The sequence below is a fragment of the Stenotrophomonas sp. 17(2023) genome (assembly GCF_030345315.1).
In the GTDB taxonomy this organism is placed as follows: Bacteria; Pseudomonadota; Gammaproteobacteria; order Xanthomonadales; family Xanthomonadaceae; genus Stenotrophomonas; species Stenotrophomonas acidaminiphila.
Genome location: NZ_CP128405.1, coordinates 535,590 through 552,500 on the forward strand (window position 1 = coordinate 535,590; position 16,911 = coordinate 552,500).

At 70.5% G+C, this 16,911-nt stretch carries 12 protein-coding genes; 7 read left to right on the top strand and 5 right to left on the bottom strand.

The window, feature by feature from the left end:
- Positions 1 to 13 precede the first annotated feature (13 nt).
- From QQA12_RS02310 to QQA12_RS02325, 4 genes are all read left to right on the top strand, one after another.
- Positions 14 to 2,629, top strand: a complete 2,616-nt coding sequence (locus QQA12_RS02310; protein WP_182212585.1) for a TonB-dependent receptor — start codon at positions 14 to 16, stop codon at positions 2,627 to 2,629.
- A 149-nt stretch (positions 2,630 to 2,778) separates the two neighbouring features.
- Entirely contained in the window at positions 2,779 to 4,239 is a 1,461-nt protein-coding gene (locus tag QQA12_RS02315) for a Wadjet anti-phage system protein JetA family protein (protein WP_226050467.1), read from the top strand.
- A complete protein-coding gene (locus tag QQA12_RS02320; protein ID WP_054662059.1) occupies positions 4,236 to 4,862 on the top strand; it encodes a DUF4194 domain-containing protein in 627 nt (208 codons plus the stop codon). The genes QQA12_RS02315 and QQA12_RS02320 overlap by 4 nt, the downstream gene beginning before the upstream one ends.
- On the top strand, positions 4,849 to 8,280 hold the full coding sequence (locus tag QQA12_RS02325) for an SbcC/MukB-like Walker B domain-containing protein (RefSeq protein WP_182212583.1): 3,432 nt from the start codon (positions 4,849 to 4,851) through the stop codon (positions 8,278 to 8,280). Before QQA12_RS02320 ends, QQA12_RS02325 begins: the two co-directional genes overlap by 14 nt.
- A 95-nt stretch (positions 8,281 to 8,375) precedes the next feature.
- Here QQA12_RS02325 and gloA read toward each other — a convergent pair whose 3' ends face one another.
- The 5 genes from gloA to QQA12_RS02350 all read right to left on the bottom strand — a co-directional run bounded on the left by gloA (position 8,376) and on the right by QQA12_RS02350 (position 13,139).
- Entirely contained in the window at positions 8,376 to 8,894 is a 519-nt protein-coding gene (gloA, locus tag QQA12_RS02330; RefSeq protein WP_226050466.1) for a lactoylglutathione lyase, read from the bottom strand.
- A gap of 106 nt (positions 8,895 to 9,000) precedes the next feature.
- Positions 9,001 to 9,510, bottom strand: coding sequence for a DUF411 domain-containing protein (locus QQA12_RS02335; RefSeq protein ID WP_182212582.1), 510 nt, complete (start codon positions 9,508 to 9,510; stop codon positions 9,001 to 9,003).
- A gap of 58 nt (positions 9,511 to 9,568) precedes the next feature.
- Positions 9,569 to 10,336 carry a copper resistance protein B gene (locus QQA12_RS02340; RefSeq protein WP_225546677.1) on the bottom strand — a complete coding sequence of 256 codons (768 nt, stop codon included), beginning with the start codon at positions 10,334 to 10,336 and terminating at the stop codon, positions 9,569 to 9,571.
- A 494-nt stretch (positions 10,337 to 10,830) separates the two neighbouring features.
- Positions 10,831 to 12,603 carry a copper resistance system multicopper oxidase gene (locus QQA12_RS02345; RefSeq protein WP_226050465.1) on the bottom strand — a complete coding sequence of 591 codons (1,773 nt, stop codon included), beginning with the start codon at positions 12,601 to 12,603 and terminating at the stop codon, positions 10,831 to 10,833.
- Between the two features lie 158 nt (positions 12,604 to 12,761).
- A complete protein-coding gene (locus QQA12_RS02350) occupies positions 12,762 to 13,139 on the bottom strand; it encodes a CopL family metal-binding regulatory protein (protein WP_226050464.1) in 378 nt (125 codons plus the stop codon).
- A 122-nt stretch (positions 13,140 to 13,261) separates the two neighbouring features.
- On the opposite strand from QQA12_RS02350, the gene QQA12_RS02355 reads away from it, so the two are divergent.
- The 3 genes from QQA12_RS02355 to QQA12_RS02365 all read left to right on the top strand — a co-directional run bounded on the left by QQA12_RS02355 (position 13,262) and on the right by QQA12_RS02365 (position 16,884).
- Positions 13,262 to 14,383 (top strand): PLP-dependent cysteine synthase family protein, encoded by a 1,122-nt coding sequence (locus QQA12_RS02355; protein WP_054662074.1) that lies wholly within the window; start codon positions 13,262 to 13,264, stop codon positions 14,381 to 14,383.
- 35 nt (positions 14,384 to 14,418) lie between these two features.
- Positions 14,419 to 16,446 (top strand): M3 family metallopeptidase, encoded by a 2,028-nt coding sequence (locus tag QQA12_RS02360; RefSeq protein ID WP_226050463.1) that lies wholly within the window; start codon positions 14,419 to 14,421, stop codon positions 16,444 to 16,446.
- A gap of 87 nt (positions 16,447 to 16,533) precedes the next feature.
- On the top strand, positions 16,534 to 16,884 hold the full coding sequence (locus QQA12_RS02365; protein ID WP_054662080.1) for an SH3 domain-containing protein: 351 nt from the start codon (positions 16,534 to 16,536) through the stop codon (positions 16,882 to 16,884).
- Positions 16,885 to 16,911 lie beyond the last annotated feature (27 nt).

Below are 16,911 nucleotides of genomic sequence, written 5' to 3' on the forward strand. Positions count from 1 at the left end.
AGGAGAGAAATCCGTGAAACATCGCTGTTCCAAGCCGGCCGTCCGGCTGGCCGTGCTCCCGCTGGGAATCGCCGCCGCACTGGTCCCGTTCGCTTCCCTGGCGCAGTCGCAGCCGGACGTGCGCAGCCTGGACCGGATCGAGGTCACCGGCTCGCGCATCAAGCGCGCCGACGTCGAGGGCGCGGTGCCGGTCACCGTGATCGACCGCGCCGCGATCGACGCCAGTGGCCATGTCTCGGTGGCCGACGTGCTGCGCGACACCACCTTTGCTTCGTTCGGCAACTTCAGCCCGCGCTCGGGCAGCAGTGCCCAGGGCGTGTCCGACGTCAACCTGCGCGGCATCGGCTCCGACCGCACCCTGGTGCTGGTCGACGGTCGCCGCGCGCCATACGCCCCGTCGCTGGGCAGCAATGCCGACCTCAACACCATCCCCATGGCGGCGGTGGAGCGTATCGAGGTGCTGTCCGACGGTGCCTCGGCGCTGTACGGTTCGGACGCCATCGGCGGCGTGGTCAACATCATCCTGCGCAAGGATTTCGATGGTGCCGAACTGCGCATCGGCAGGGGCTCGCCCGACGTGGCCGGCGGCGACACCGAAGAAGGATCGATCCTGTTCGGCACTTCCGGCGAGCGCGGCAACCTGATGTTCGGTGCGTCCTACAACGCGCGCGGCATCGTGTTCACCCGCGACCAGCTCGGCGGCGGCACGCGCGGCAGCTCGCCCTATGGCAACAACTTCTACTTCGAGAGCGCGACCAGCCCGGGCGAGGAGGGCGATGCCGGTGGTGCGCTGCCGGGCTATGCCTGCAAGGATCCGAATTTCTGGATGAACGGCAGGAACTGCGTCTACGACTACAACGCGGTGGCCGCCAACGAGGCCTCGATCAAGAACAAGGCGCTGTTCGCGCGCGGCACGCTGCAGGTCAACGACGCGGTGTCGCTGTACTCCACCGCCAGCTACAGCCACGCCAGCAGCTTCGGCCGCTACGCACCGACGCCCGGGGTGCTCTACGTGGCCGAGGACTCGCCCAACGACCCGGTGCCCGGCGACGGCCTGGGCGCCTTCATCTACCACCGCTATGCGGCGGCCGGAAACCGCGACAATTACATCGACAACACCGTGCTCGACCTGGGTGTCGGCATGGACTGGCAGGTCAACGACCGGCTCAGCATCGATGCCGGCGTGCGCCGCAGTGACGCCCGCCTGCGCGACCAGGGACGCGGCTACATCGTCACCGCCCTGGCCGAGGCGGCCGCGGCCGACGGCCGCTACAACCTGCGCGATCCGTTCGGCAACCCGGACGAGGTCATCAAGGGCTTCACCACCACCACCAGCCGCGAGGGCAAGTTCGTCATCGACGAGCTCTATGCCAACGCCAGCCTGGACCTGTTCGACATGGCCGGCGGGCGCTCGGCGGTGGCGTTCGGCCTGGAGTCGCGCAGCGAGGACTACGCCGACACATACGATTCGCTGTCCGAAGCCGGCGCCGTGGCCGGTTCGTCGGGCAACTCGGCCGCCGGCAGCCGCCGCGTGCAGGCGGCCTTCGCCGAATGGCTGCTGCCGGTGATGGAGGGGTTCGATTTCACCCTGGCCGCCCGCTACGACCGCTACAGCGACTACGGCGGCGACCTGTCGCCCAAGCTTTCGCTGCGCTGGCAGCCGCTGCCCAACCTGACCCTGCGCGGCTCGGCCGGCAAGGGCTTCCGCGCACCCAACCTCAACAGCATCCATGCAAAGCGTTCGTTCTCGGCCGAGCACGTGCAGGACTACCGCAGCTGCCTGGCGGTGGGCTATTCGTCCGCCGAGTGCGGCGGCGATGCGAACAACGACGGCATCGCCGATGGTCCGGTCAGCAAGGACGTCAGCTACCAGGTCGATACCTGGTCCAGCGGCAACCCCGCGCTGGGCTCCGAGCATTCCCGCCAGTACAGCCTGGGCCTGGCCTGGGACCCGCTGGACTGGTTGAACCTGACCTTGGACTACTACCACATCAGGATCGACGACCGCATCCGCCTGATCGAGTACCAGGAGCTGGTCGAATTCGACAACCATGGGCTGCCGCTGCCGGCCGGCACCTCGGTGGAGCGCCGCGCCAACGGCTCCATCCGCGAGATCAACACCGCCTATGCCAACGAGGGCGACCTCAGCACCCGCGGCCTGGACCTGAACCTGCGCGGCCGCTTCGACGGCGGTGGCTGGGGCCGGCTGGAGAGCTGGCTGCAGGTGGCGCGCGTGCTGGAGTTCAAGGTGACCGACGGGGCCACGGTCAAGGACCGGCTGGGCTGGGCGGCCGCCCCGGAGATGCGGGGCAGCCTGCGCAACATCTGGAGCCACGGGGACTGGAGCGTAAACTGGAACGTCAACTACATCGGCGACCAGCGCAACCCCGGGGTCAAGCCGACCTTCGGTTTCCTGGCCGGCGACCCGGGCACGCACGTGGGCAGCTATGTCACCCATGACCTGGCGCTGACCTACAAGGCGCCGTGGAACGCCGGCATCACCCTGGGCGCCAACAACGTGGGCAACCGCTACCCGCAGCTGGTCGAAACCGACGGCCGGCCCTGGAACTTCAACCTGTACAACGCCTACGGCCGCATCCTCTACCTGCGCTACACGCAGAAGTTCTGAGCCGCCGCCCGGGCCGTTTCCCGCGACGGGCGCCCCTGTGGCGCCCGTCGTCGTTGCGGCCCCGGCAAGCCCCCGCCCCGGGGGCCGCCGGCGGCGGCGATATGCCACAATCGCCGCCGCACGGCAGGAAGCTGCAGGACCCCGACGTTTTGACCACCACCACCGCCACGACCACCCCGCCGCTGTTCTCGGTCGTACCCGCCGGCATCTTCGGCCCGCTGGCCTCGGCCAACCGCCAGAACTACTGGTCGCTGCTGTGCCGGATGTTCGACGAGTTCTTCGGCCCGGACGCCCCGGTGCCGCCCAGCCACGGCTTTCCGCGCCGCGAGATCACCGCCGCGATCGAGCGCTACCTGCTCACCGACGACCCGTGGGAAGACGAGGACGGCCAGGCCCCGGACGCGCCGCTGAACATGCGTGCCGGCGCCATCCACGACCGCTTCCGCGCCGCCGGCTGGCTGCGCCAGGAACGCATCGGCGCGCGCGAGATGGTGACCATGCCGCCGATGGTGGCGCAGCTGCTGTCCACCCTGGTGGAGTTCAGCGAGCATGGCCCGACCTTCGTCTCGGCCAAGATGCGTTCGGTGGAGCTGCAGCTGCAGCAGGTCGCCGAAGGCCGCCTGGACGGCGGCATCCTCGACGAGGCCGCCGACCAGGCGCGGCGCCTGCTGGTGTCGCTGGCCTCGATGAGCCTGCAGGTACGCGACCTGATGCCGGAACTGAGCAAGGCCGAGACCACCGCGCAGTTCGCCCGGCAGTGGTTCGAGCGCTACGTCGGCCAGCTGTTCATCGGCGACTACGCCGAGCTGCACCGCGCCGACCACCCGATGGCGCGGCGCAGCTCGATCCTGGCGATGGTGCAGCAGCTCGAGTCCGGCGCGCAGCGCGAAGCGCTGGTGGCCTGGTACGGCGAGCACGTGACCGGCGGCGACGCCGCGCGCGCCCAGCAGCGGCTGTCGCGCAGCCTGGGGCGGCTGCGCGAGCTGGAACGCATCGACGAATACCTGGCCCGCCTGGACGAGGACATCCGCCAGGCCAACCGCCGCGCGCTGGCATTCCTCGACTACCGCCTGCGCGCACCCGACCGGCTCGACGTGCTGCTGCGCCGCGCCTGCCGCGGCGTGCTGTCGGCCCCGGAGGAAGCGCTGCGGCTGCCGGTGGCGCCGGGTCCGCTGATGGACGAGGCGCGCCTGCGCCCGCCGCACCGCAAGCCGGCGCCGATTCCGCGCAGCGCCAATGCCACCACGCCGCCGACCCCCGAGCAGCTGGCGCGGCTGTCGCTGCTGCGGCGGATGAAGCGCGCGCGCCTGGTCAACGCCGAGGACATGGCGCGCTACGTCGGCCGCCACCTGCAGCAGGGCGCGGCGATCGACTCGGCACGGCTGGACATCGCCAGCATCGAGGACCTGCGCGCCTACCAGACCCTGCTCACGCTCGCCCTGCGCGGCAATCGCAGCGGCGGCCTGCGCCGCGAGGATCCGCTCGGCCGGCTGCTGCGCGGCTTCCGCGTCGAGCTGCTCGATGCCGGCGATGGCGACGACAACGATTACCTGCGCGGCCCGCGCTTCCGCATCCTGCGGGTCGGCGCAAAACTCCCGGAAACCGCATGAAACGCAGCTGGAACACCCTGAGCCAGATGTCCAACGGCACCTACGCCGTGCAGGACTTCGAGCGCGCCGCCTACCGCCTGGCCACCGAGCAGGTGCTGTACGCCGCCGACACGCGTTCGCGCGTGGCCTACCACCTGGTGGAAGATCATTACCCCGATTTCGTCGCCGCGCTGGAGCCGCTGGGCATCCGCCTGGAGCGCAACGCCCATTACCGCTACGTGGTGGCGCTGCCGGCGCATGGCGAAGGTACGCCGGTGACGCTGGACGAAACCCTGGCCCTGCTGGTGCTGCGCCAGCGCTACGACGAGGCCATGCGCCAGGGCCTGATCGAGGACCACGGCGAAGTAGTGGTGGAACTGCCGGACCTGCAGGAAAGCTGGCAGGCGCTGACCGGCCGCGCGATGCCGGATGTGGGCGCGCTGCGCGCGCTGGCGCGCACGCTCAGGCGCTGGGGCGTGTGCCGGCTGGTGGAGTCCGAAGGCGACGACCCGCAGCCGTTCCACCTGCGCGTGCGCCCGGCCATCGTCGAGATCGTCGGCGAGCAATGGCTGCAGCGCCTGGACCAGCACAACCGCGACGAGGCGGGCGACGCGGGCCTGGAGGACGACGATGCAGCAGCTTGAACGCATCCACCTGGTCCAGTTCTTCCTGTTCGAGGCGCAGAGCCTGCAGCTGGACGCGACCAGCGCCATCATCGCGCCCAACGGCGCCGGCAAGAGCGCGCTGCTCGACGCCCTGCAGATCGTCCTGCTGGGCGGCGACCGCAGCCGCATCCGCTTCAACGCGCAGGCCGGCGGCAGCCACCGTGCGCGCACCATCCGCGACTACTGCCTGGGCGTGTTCCGCAGTGGCGAGGAAGGGCGCAAGCGGCGCACCGCCACCACCTACATCTCGCTGGTGTTCCGCGACACCGAGACCGGCGTGCCGCTGACTGCCGGCATCGCGCTCGGCGCCTCGGTCGATGAACCCGAACACCGCACGCACGGGCTGTACCTGCTGCCCGGGGTGGCGCTGGAGCTGGACGAACACCTGGAGCAGGTCAAGGGCAAGGAACTGCCGTTGGCCTGGAGTACTTTCCGCGAGCACATCGCCCGCCGCTGCAAGGACGTGGGCGAAACGCCGCAGTTGCATCCCAATGCCGAGCGCTTCCTGCGCGACCTGCTGCTGCGCCTGCGCGCCAGCCCGGCGGCCAACCCCGACCTCAATGCCTACCGCAAGGCCTTCCTCAACGCGCTGAACCTGCAGCGCGTCGAGGACGTGGACCTGTTCGTGCGTACCCTGGTGGCCGAGGACCGGCCCACCGACATCGCCCGCTTCCGCGCGCTGCTGGACAGCTTCCGCCAGATCAAGGAGAAGATCGAGCAGGTCCGCCAGCGCATCGACGCCGCCGAAGGCGCCGAGCGCCAGTACGAGAAGATCGCCGCGCAGGCCACCCGCGCCGCCTCGGCGCGCGCGCTGGCCGCCGAGTACGCCCGCGACCTGTACAGCGAGCAGCTGGACCAGGCCGAAGGCGCGCTGGCCGCCGCTGAGGACACGCTGGCCGACACCCGCCGCCGCCTTGCCGATACCCGCGTCGAACGCGACACCCTGCGCGAGGAACAGGCCCGCGCCAACGCACGCCTGCAGGGCAGTGCCGGCTACGGCGAGCAGGCGCAGCTGGACGAACTGGCCGGCCGCGACCGCGACCGCCTTGCCCAGCTGAAGAAGGACCTGGTGCGCGAAGTCGGCTTCGTGCGCGAGCAGTTCCGCCAGCTCGATGCGCTCGCGCTCGACGACGTCGACAGCACCGCGCTGGCCGCCGCGCGCGAAGCGTGGGATGTCTGGCACGCCGAACTGTCGGCGCTGGCCGCCGAGGACGCGCTGCCCTGGGCTCCGCAAGACCTGTTCGCGCGCGCCCGCCAGGCGCTGCATGCGGCCGCGCCGCTGCGCGAGCGTGTCGACCGCCATGCGCGCCAGCTGCATGCCGCGCACGACAAGGCGCGCGATGCGCTGGAAACCGCGCGCCAGAACCAGAAGCGGCTGGCTGCCGGCCAGGCCGAGCTGAACCCGGATACCGTGCGGTTGATGAGCTACCTGCGCGATGCCGGCATCGACGCGCGCCCGGTGTGCGACCTGGTGCGGGTCACCGACGCGACCTGGCAGCACGCCATCGAGGGGTACCTGCGCAGCAACGTCGAGGCGCTGCTGATCCCGGACAAGGACGAGGAACGCGCGGTCAAGCTGTACCGTGGCCTGTCCGGCGGGCGCTCGGTGTATGGCGTCAAGCTGGCACTGTCCAGCCATGCACGCAGGTCGCGTGGCGCCGACGAGCCGGAGAGCGGCAGCGTCGCCGCGCTTCTGGAAGGCGTCAATGCCGACGCATTGGCATTCCTGCGCCGCCAGCTCGGCGAGCTGCGCTGCGTGGAGACCGAGGCCGAACTGGTGCGCAGCCGCCAGGGCCTGACCCGCGACGGCCTGCTCGCGCGCGGCGGCAGCATCGAACGCCTGCGCCTGCCGGCCGCGGGCGACCTGCGCATCGGCGCGTCCGACAACCGCGCACGGCTGCGGGTGCTGCACGAGGAAATCGAGAAGGCCGAACAGGCGCTGCGCCAGATCGAACCGCGCCTGCGCCGGGCCGACGACTGCCAGCGCGGGCTGGCACGGCTGGCCGATGCCGACGCCGTCGCCCAGGCGCTGCACGAGCGCGTGCTCGAGCATCGCCAGGTGGCCGAGCGTTACCGCAGTGCGCAGGAAAGCCGGCTGGCGGCGCTGGACCCGGACCTGCTGCGCCTGTCCGAACAGCTGCGCGAACTGAATGCCCAGCTCGCCGGCTGCGAGCAGCGCGCCGATGCGCTGGTCGGCCAGGAGGCCGTGGCGGCGGCCAATCTCGAACGCACCCATGGCCTGCTCGAGGGCCTGCGCCAGCAGGAGGAGCTGGTCGCGCGGCGCGCGGTGGAAGCCTTCGCCGATCCGGACGTCGACCCCAACCGGGTCGAGCGCCAGCGTGAGGAACTGGACGAAAAGCACCCGTCGCTGGAAGAGCGCGCACGCCGCTGCGAGGAGCGTGCCAGGGACAGCGACGCGCAGCTGGCGCGGTTGCTGCCGGAGGCCTGGAGCGGACTGGCGCAGTACGCCCGCGACCATGGGCTGGAACTGGATTTCGATGCCAGCGCCTGGCGCCCGGCGCGCATCGTGCTGCAGCGCGAACTCACCCAGCTGCGCGACACCGAGCTGGTGCAGTACGAGGAGGAGGCGCGCCAGGCCTATGCCACCGCGGTGGACACCTTCCGCACCGGCGTGGCGTCCACCCTGTACGACAACTTCACCCGGCTCAGGACCCAGATCGCCACGCTCAACCGCACCCTGCGCGCCAGTCCGGCGTTTTCCAACAACGAGCGCTACCAGTTCCACTACGAGGTGGTGCCGGAGTTCCGCGACCTGCACCGCTTCATCCAGCGCGCCGCCGACATCGGTGGCGAGGACACGCTGTTCGAGAGCGCCGGCCAGGTGCCCGAGGCGTTCCGTGCGCTGGTCGAGGACAAGGCCGCCACCCACGTGGCCAATTCGCCGCTGGACGACTACCGCCGCTTCTTCCGCTTCGAGGTGCAGATCCGCCAGGAGGACCGGGTGATCGGCAGCCTCAGCGAACGCATGCGCTCGGGCTCCGGTGGCGAACACCGCGCGCCGCTGTATGTGATCGCCGGTGCCGCGCTGGCCGCGGCCTACGGCAAGAGCGAGGCGCAGCCAGGCGGGCTGGGGCTGATCCTGCTCGACGAGTTCGGCGACAAGATCGACGCGCAGAACGCGCGCGCCACCACCAACTACCTGCGCTCGCTGGGCCTGCAGCTGGTGCTGGCGGCGCCGGATACCGCCCAGGGCACCTTGTCCGGCGTGCTGGACAGCTACATCGAACTGTTCCGCGACGGCGACCTGCTGCAGGCCGAGCGCATCGAGGTCACCGAGGCCGCACGTACCCTGCTGCTGTCCGACCAGTTCGACCTGCACCCGGAACTGCTGGCGGCGGAGACCGAGCGCATCGAGCGCGAGCAGGCGACGTCATGACCCCGGCACCGGGCCGCGGCTGACGCGCCGGCCCGGCATGCAATGCAACGCAGCAGTCGCCGCGGCCCATGCACCGGCCGCGGCGAACGGCAACCTCAGCGGTTGCCGATGATCTCCACCCAGTAGCCGTCCGGGTCCCTGATGAAGGCCAGGTTCTTCATGCGCCCGTCCTGCAGGCGCTTCTGGAACGGCACGCCCAGCTGTTCGAAGCGCGCGCAGGCCGCTTCGAGCTCCGGCACCGACACGCAGATGTGGCCGAAGCCGCGCGGTTCGCTGTTGCCGTCGTGGTAGACCGGGCCGTCCTGGTGCTCGGTGCCATGGTTGTGGGTCAGCTCCAGCACGCCGGGCATACCGGCCATCCACAGCCGGCGCGCGGCGTCGTCCTCGGGCACCTGCATGCCTTCCGGCACGTACGCCAGGAAGTACAGGCTGAACGCGGCCTCGGGGAAATCGCGCCGGTCGACCAGGCGGAAGCCGAGCACGCGGGTGTAGAAATCCAGCGAAGCGGTGATGTCCTTGACCCGCAGCATGGTGTGGTTGAAGACGAAGCCGGTGGTCTCGGCCGGCGGCTGCGCAGCCATGCCGGGCTGCTGGCGGAGAGCGTTCAGGCTCATGGCGTTGTTCCTGGTGAGGGGGAGGGACGATTCTAGAGCGGCGCGCGGCAACGCACCGGGAACGCGGCGGGCCGCGTTCCCGGATGCCGCCGCCGTTGCGCGCCGGTCAGGGGTGCCGGGCGTAGGGCTGCAGGGTGCCGTCCTTGCCGAGCAGGGTGACCGTGAACGCGTCGCGGCGGCCATCGGGCGACTCCATGCCCGGCGACCCGATGGGCATGCCCGGCAGCACCAGCCCACGCGCGGCCGGCTTCTCGCGCAGCAGGCGCTGCACGTCCGCGGCCGGAACGTGGCCTTCCAGCACGTAGCCGCCGACTTCGGCGGTATGGCACGACGCCTGCGACAGCGGAATGCCCAGGCGCTGCTTCACCGCCGCCATGTCGGCGCTGTCATGGGCCACCACGGTGAAACCGGCCGCGCGCATGTGCTCGATCCAGCCGTTGCAGCAGCCGCAGTTGGCGTCCTTGTGGACGTGCACGACCTGCGCCGTGCGGGCGGCATGCCCGGCTGCCGGCGGCTTGCCCGCCGCCGCTGGCGGTGCGGCATCGCAGGCGGCGACGGCGAAGATGGAGCCGGCAACGATCAGCAGGGCCATCGTCCTGTGCAGCAGTGTGTTCATGTGAATCTCCTTCTGAAGGGGGCGGAATGCCGCGCGGCGTTCCGCCGTGGGAACGGGGTCAGAACCAGAACCGCACGCCGGCGACCCAGCGCGATTCCCGGGTGGCTTCCCCGGCATCGCGATGCAGGTCGGCGCTGCGGCCGAAACGGCGTTCGTGAACGAAGCCGACGTACGGCGCGAAGCGGCGGGTGATCTCGTAGCGCAGGCGCAGGCCGGCGCCGACGTGGCCCAGTCCGCTGCCGACGCCGCGGCGCGGGTCGTCGTCGGCGGCCACGCTGGCCTCCAGCGACGGTTGCAGGATCAGCCTGTTGGTCAGCAGCAGCGAGTACTCCGCCTCCACCGCCAGTTCGGCCCGGCGCGGCCCGCCCAGGTAGGCGGTGGCGGCGAATTCGAACTTGTAGGGCGCCAGCCCCTGCACGCCGATGGCGGCGCGGGTCAGCCCGGGCGCATCGCCGCCATCATGGCGGACGCCGCCGACCAGGTCCCACCACGGTGAGATGGAATGGCCATAGAGCGCGTCCAGCGACCACTCGCCGAGCCGGCCCTCGCTGCGCTGGCCTTCGCTGCGCAGCCACAGGCGGTCGATGTCGCTGCCGACCCAGCCCTTGGCCGCCCACGACTGGCCGCTGCCGCGGGCGTTGTCCCAGGCTTCCAGGTGGTCGAACAGCACCAGCTTGTTGATGCCGGGCGCATGCTGCATCGCATGCGGCGCGAGCGTGGGGAACGCCGCCGCCAGGTCCGCGGCGGTCGGCGTGGCAATGGGCTCGCGCGGCACCTGCATGGCCGCGGCGCCATGGCCGGCGTGATCGCCATGGCCCGCGTGCATGTCCGCGTCCGAAGAGGTGGCAGGCACGGGGCTGGCATGGGCGTCGACCGTAGCAGGCTGCGCATGCTCGCCATGCATGTCGTGCCCGGCATGGGCGTCATGGCCGTCCGCGGATTTTCCGGCGGGCGGCTCCATCGCGTGACCGGCATGCGGGTCCGCGGCCGGCTGTGGCGGCATCGCGTGGGACGCATGATCCATCGGCATGGCGTGGCCTGCATGCATGCCGGCTTGACCGGACATGCTGGCCGGCGTCCCGTGGCCTGCATGCGGGTCGGGCGCCGGTTCGACTGGCTTCGCCGTCGGCATATGCGCGGCATGGCCGGCGTGCGGGTCGCTCCCCGCGGATGCGGCGGGAGCCGCTGATGCATGACCCGCATGCGGATCCGGTTTCGCGGTGGTTCCATGGTCGTGATGGCCCGCATGCGCGTCCTGCGCGGCGGCGCTGCCGGTGGCCGCGGCCAGGGCGATGAACAGCAGGGATCGGGTCGTCGTCTTCATGCCTCGATCCTCACTTCGCGCATCATGCCCGCTTCCATGTGGTACAGCAGGTGGCAGTGGAACGCCCAGCGGCCCAGCGCATCGGCGCGCACGCGGTAGCTGCGCCGGGTGCCGGGCGGCATGTCGATGGTGTGCTTGCGCACCTGGAAGCAGCCGTCGGCATCCTCCAGGTCGCTCCATACGCCATGCAGGTGGATGGGGTGGGTCATCATCGTGTCGTTGACCAGCACGATGCGCATGCGCTCGCCATAGTTCAGGCGCAGCGGCTCGGCACCGGCGAACGGGACGCCGTCGAAGTTCCAGGCGAACTTCTCCATGTGTCCGGTCAGGTGCAGCTCGATCTCGCGGCCGGGTTCGCGCCCGTCCGGGTCCTCGAACAGCGAGCGCAGGTCGGCGTAGGCAAGCACCTTGCGGCCGTTGTCGCGCAGGCCGATGCCGGGGTCGTCCAGCCGCGGCGAACTGGCCGAACTCTGCATGTCCACCAGTGGGTTGCCGCGCTCGCTGGGGGGGTGTTCGGGCGCGCTGCCGCTCATGCCATGCCCGCCGTGGGCGCCATGCCCTGCATGTCCGCCATGGTCGCCCTGGGCCATCGGCATCTGGCCGTGGCCGCCGCCGTGGTCGTGGGCCATGTCGGCCATGGTCAGCAGCGGCCGCGGATCCAGTGCCGGCACCGGCGCCTGCAGGCCGTGGCGCACCGCCAGCGTGCCGCAGGCGTGGCCGGTGCGGCCCATGTCCTGGGCGAAGATCGTGAACGCGTCCTGGCCGCTGGGCTCGACGATCACGTCGAACGTCTCGGCCACCGCGATGCGGAACTCGTCCACGCTCACCGGGTGGATGTACTGGCCATCGGCCGCCACCACGGTCATCTTCAGCCCCGGGATGCGCACGTCGAAGTAGGTCATCGCCGAGCCGTTGATGAAACGCAGCAGTACTTTTTCGCCGCTGCGGAACAGCCCCGTCCAGTTGCCGGCCGGCGCGGTCCCGTTCATCAGGTAGGTATAGGTGTGGGCATTGATGTCGGACAGGTCAGACGGCGTCATCCGCATCCGCCCCCACATGCCACGGTCGGCGAGGGTGGCGCGCAGGCCGTCGCGGCGGGCGTCGCGCATGAAGTCGCCTGCCGTGCGCTGGTAGGTGTTGTCGTGCATCGGCATCTTCTTCATCCGCCGGTACAGCGCGGCCGGGTCCAGGTCGGTCCAGTCCGACAGCAGTACCACGTGCTCGCGGTCGAAGCGGTACGGCGGCGGCTCCAGCGGGTCGATCACCAGCGCGCCATACAGGCCTGCCTGCTCCTGGAACATCGAATGGCTGTGGTACCAGTAGGTGCCGGACTGGCGCAGCTGGAAGCGGTACTGGAAGGTCTCGCCGGGGGCGATGCCGTCGAAGCTCAGCCCCGGCACGCCGTCCATGTTGGACGGCAGCAGGATGCCGTGCCAGTGGATCGAGGTCATCTCGTCGGCGAGCGTGTTGGCCACGCGGATGCTGACCGTATCGCCCTCGCGCCAGCGCAGGATCGGGGCCGGCAGCGAACCGTTGACGGTGACCGCACTGCGCGCGCGGCCGGTGAAATCGACCGTCGAGCGGCCGATGGCCAGGCTCAGGTCGGTGCCGCGCAGCTCGCTGGCGGCCAGCGTGCGGGGAACGGCGGCCAATGCGTCGGATGCGCGCCACAGCCCGCTGCCGGCGACGACGCCGCCCAGGGCCAGGCCCTGCACGAAGCGGCGCCGCGACAGCACCGAGCGCGGGTCGGAAAGGAAATCGTTTTTCATGGGAACTCCATCGGCCGCCCACCGGCGAAGGCGGACGGCAACTGCGGATTGCAGGGAGGCACTGGCGCATGGCGACGATCGAAGTCACCCGCGCAGCGTGCTGCGGGCCTTGGTATGGCGGCTACGCGCGGGCAGGCCGCGCGGCGGCGACAGCCGGATCAGGCGATGGGTGGCCGGTGCAGCTGGCGCGGGCGCACGTCGTAGCGCCCCGGCGTGGGGTCGGTGGGTTCGGCTGAGCGCGCGATGGCACCGGCCGGCGACGCCAGTGGCGTGGGCAGCATGTTGCAGTGCTGGGTGCAGTCGCAGTGCTTGCCGTCGTCGCAGGACGCGGCCGGCGGCTGCGGCTGCCTGTCGGAATCGTGCATGCCGCCGCCGTCGTGGCAGCAGGCGTGGTCCACGCCCCTGTCCATGCCCACGGCCTCGGTGACCGCGGCCGCAGCGGCCGGCATCGCCATCGCCGTGGCCGACCACACCGACCCGATCGCACCGGCGATCAGGGACAGGCACAGCAGCAGGGGCAGCAGGATGCGCGGCACGCGGGGTCCGGATGGAAACCTGCGCGCACCATACCATCGTGCGGCGTGCAGCGCCGCTGCCGGCGGCGGCCGTTCCCGCCCGCAGTAGAATCGGCTTCAGCTTTCATCAGAGTGTGTGATCCATGTCCCAGCGTGCCTGGGTGGCGGCGGCCATCCGCAAGATCGAAGCCGATTACAACCGCTCGGCCGATACCCACCTGATTCCGGTGGGCCTGCCCGGTTTCCCCGGCATCGACGTCTACCTGAAGGACGAGTCCAGCCACCCGACCGGCAGCCTGAAGCATCGCCTCGCGCGTTCGCTGTTCCTGTACGCGCTGGCCAATGGCTGGCTGCGCGAGGGCTGCCCGGTGATCGAGGCGTCCAGTGGCTCGACCGCGGTGTCCGAGGCCTACTTCGCCCGCCTGCTGGGGCTGCCGTTCATCGCCGTGATCCCGGCCAGCACCTCCCCGGAGAAGATCGCCGCCATCGAGTTCCAGGGCGGGCGCTGCCATCTGGTGCAGCGCGCCTGCGACCTGAACTGCGAATCGGAGCGGCTGGCGCGCGAGACCGGCGGCCACTTCATGGACCAGTTCACCTACGCCGAGCGCGCCACCGACTGGCGTGCCAACAACAACATCGCCGAATCGATCTTCAAGCAGATGGCCGAGGAGCCGCACCCGGTGCCGGAGTGGATCGTCTGCAGCCCGGGTACCGGCGGCACGGCGGCCACGCTGGGGCGCTACGTCAGCTACCGCCGCCACGACACCCTGATCATGTGCGCGGACCCGGAGGTATCGGTGTTCTACGACGGCTACTGCGCGGCGCTGGCCGGCGCCGACTGGCGCGACCTGGCCTGCGAGGGGGGCTCGCGCGTGGAGGGCATCGGCCGCCCGCGCGTGGAACGCAGTTTCATCCCCACCTGTGTCGATGCGATGGTCAAGGTGCCCGATGCCCTGAGCCTGGCCGCCATGCGCCATGTCAGCGCCACCCTCGGGCGCCGCGTCGGCGGTTCCACCGGCACCAACTTCATCGGCGTGCTGCTGGCGGCACAGCTGATGCGCGATGCCGGCCGCGACGGTTCCATCGTCACCATCCTGTGCGATGCCGGCGAGCGCTACGCGCACAGCTATTACGACCCGGCCTGGTACGAACGCCAGGGCATCGACGTGGCCGCCGCCGACGCCGCCATCGCCGCGGCGGTGGACGGCCGGGGGCTGCCGGCGCTGCCTTGTGCGTGGCTGGAGCCGTCGCCATATCGGAACTGATGCCGGCCCCGCCGGACCCGTTTCCAGGACCGTCCATGAATTCCAACCCCCTGCTCGACTTCTCCGGCCTGCCGCGTTTCGACCAGATCCGTCCCGGCCACGTCACCCCGGCCATCGACACCCTGCTGGCCGAGGCCGAAGCCGCGGTGAAGACCGCCGAAACCGTGGCGCCGGTGAGCTGGGAGACCTTCGTGACCCCGCTGGACGACGCCACCGAGCGCCTGTACCGCGCATGGGGCCAGGTCGCCCACCTGCAGGCGGTGGCCGACACGCCGGAACTGCGCGAGGCCTATAACGCCAACCTGCCCAGGATCAGCCGTTTCGGCAGCACGATGGCGCAGAACCCGGCGCTGTATGCGCAATACAAGGCTTTGGCGGCATCGCCGGAGGCCGCGGCGTTCGACCCGGCCCGGCGCAAGGTGCTGGACAACGCACTGCGTGATTTCCGCCTGGGGGGCGCCGAGCTCGACGCTGCCGGCAAGGCGCGCTTCGCGCAGATCCAGCAGGAGCTGTCGGCGCTGTCGGCCAGGTTCTCGCAGAACGTGCTCGATGCCACCGACGCGTTCGCCCTGTATGTCGAAGACGAGGCGGAACTGTCCGGGCTGCCGGCCGACGTGCTCGCCAACGCCCGCGCCGCGGCTATCCGGGATGGCCGCCAGGGCTGGAAGCTGACCCTGCACATGCCCTGCTACCTGCCGGTGCAGACCTATGCCGACAACCGCGCGCTGCGCGAGGCGCTCTACCGCGCCCATGCGGTGCGTGCCTCCGAGTTCGGCGACGCCGCCCTCGACAATGGCGGCAACATCGAGCGCATCCTGGCCCTGCGCACCGAACTGGCCGCACTGCTGGGGTTCGACAATTACGCCGGGTACTCCATCGCCACCAAGATGGCGACGGCCCCGGCACAGGTGCTGGATTTCCTGCGCGACCTGGCCGCGCGCGCCAGGCCCCATGCGCAGCGTGACCGCATCGAGCTGGAGGCCTTTGCCGCCGCGGAGCTGGGCATCGACCGGCTGCAGGCCTGGGACCTTGCCTATGCCAGCGAAAAGCTCAGGCAGGCGCGCTACAGCTATTCCGAGCAGGAGGTGAAGCAGTACTTCACCGAGCCCACGGTACTGGCGGGCCTGTTCGCGGTGATCGAGCGCCTGTACGGCCTGCGGGTGCAGCCGGACCAGGCGCCGGTCTGGCACCCGGACGTGCGCTTCTACCGCCTGGTCGATGCCGACGGCGCGCTGGTCGGGCAGTTCTACATGGACCTGTACGCGCGTGAAGGCAAGCGCGGCGGTGCGTGGATGGACGATTGCCGCAACCGCCGCGTCAACGCGTCTGGCGTGCAGACCCCGCTGGTCTACCTGGTCTGCAACTTCGGCCGCGGCAGCGACGGCAGCCCCGCTACCTTCAGCCACGATGAAGTCACCACCGTCTTCCATGAGATGGGCCACGGGCTGCACCAGCTGCTGACCCGCATCGGCGAACTGGCGGTGGCCGGGATCAACGGCGTGGAGTGGGATGCGGTCGAGCTGCCCAGCCAGTTCATGGAGAATTTCTGCTGGGAATGGGAGCAGGTGCAGGCGATGACCGCGCACGTGGGCACCGGTGCGCCATTGCCGCGCACGCTGTTCGAACGGATGCTCGCGGCAAAGAACTACCAGAGCGGCATGTTCACCGTGCGCCAGCTGGAGTTCGGACTGTTCGACATGCTGCTGCACAGCCAGTACCAGCCGGCGCAGGAAAGCGTGCTGCAGCTGCTCGAGCGCGTGCGTGGCGAAGTCGCGGTGAATTTCCCGCCGGAGTGGAACCGTTTCCCGCACCAGTTCAGCCACATCTTCGCCGGCGGCTATGCGGCCGGCTACTACAGCTACAAATGGGCCGAGGTGCTCAGCGCCGATGCCTATGCCGCGTTCGAGGAAGCGCCCGACCAGGTCGCCGCGACCGGCGCGCGCTTCCGCGACGAGGTGCTGTCGCGGGGCGGCAGTCGCAGTGCGGCCGAGAATTTCCTCGCGTTCCGCGGGCGCGAGCCGCGGATCGATGCCTTGCTGCGCCACAGCGGCATGGCGGCATGACGGAAACAGGCATCGCCCCGGCGGGATTCAGCCGCGGTGATGCCTGGTCGCGGTATTGATGCACGATCTTCTCCGCAGGGACCGGCCATGCCCCGTCTCATCCCGCGCCTTGCAGCCGCCGCCGCCATCATCGCGGTGGTCCTGTGGTTCCAGCCCGAGATCGTCGAGCCGCCAGCCAAGGTCAGCAGCAACGGCCTGAACCTGCGCAGCGCGCCGGACACGCGCGCCGACCGGGTCGCGGTCCTGCCGGTGGGGACCACGGTTGAAGTGCAGCGCTGCCTGGACGACCTGAGCTGGTGCAATGTGCGCCACGGTGAGCGCAGTGGCTGGGTGGCTGCGGACTACCTGATCGCCCGTGCCGATGGCCGGCGCGTGAAAGTGGCCGAGGCGGGCAGGGAGCTCGGCGTGGTCATCGAGACCGCCAAGCCCGGTGGCTGAGCCGTCCGCAGGAACGTTCCCGCGGAC

Bases quoted from the DNA above. Each gene is read 5' to 3' on its own strand.
- QQA12_RS02325 (WP_182212583.1), top strand. From the start codon at position 4,849: ATGCAGCAGCTTGAACGCATCCACCTGGTCCAGTTCTTCCTGTTCGAG.
- QQA12_RS02320 (WP_054662059.1), top strand. From the start codon at position 4,236: ATGAAACGCAGCTGGAACACCCTGAGCCAGATGTCCAACGGCACCTAC.
- QQA12_RS02345 (WP_226050465.1), bottom strand. From the start codon at position 12,603: ATGAAAAACGATTTCCTTTCCGACCCGCGCTCGGTGCTGTCGCGGCGC.
- gloA (WP_226050466.1), bottom strand. From the start codon at position 8,894: ATGAGCCTGAACGCTCTCCGCCAGCAGCCCGGCATGGCTGCGCAGCCG.
- QQA12_RS02365 (WP_054662080.1), top strand. From the start codon at position 16,534: ATGCCCCGTCTCATCCCGCGCCTTGCAGCCGCCGCCGCCATCATCGCG.
- QQA12_RS02335 (WP_182212582.1), bottom strand. From the start codon at position 9,510: ATGAACACACTGCTGCACAGGACGATGGCCCTGCTGATCGTTGCCGGC.
- QQA12_RS02360 (WP_226050463.1), top strand. From the start codon at position 14,419: ATGAATTCCAACCCCCTGCTCGACTTCTCCGGCCTGCCGCGTTTCGAC.
- QQA12_RS02340 (WP_225546677.1), bottom strand. From the start codon at position 10,336: ATGCACGCGGGCCATGGCGATCACGCCGGCCATGGCGCCGCGGCCATG.
- QQA12_RS02355 (WP_054662074.1), top strand. From the start codon at position 13,262: ATGTCCCAGCGTGCCTGGGTGGCGGCGGCCATCCGCAAGATCGAAGCC.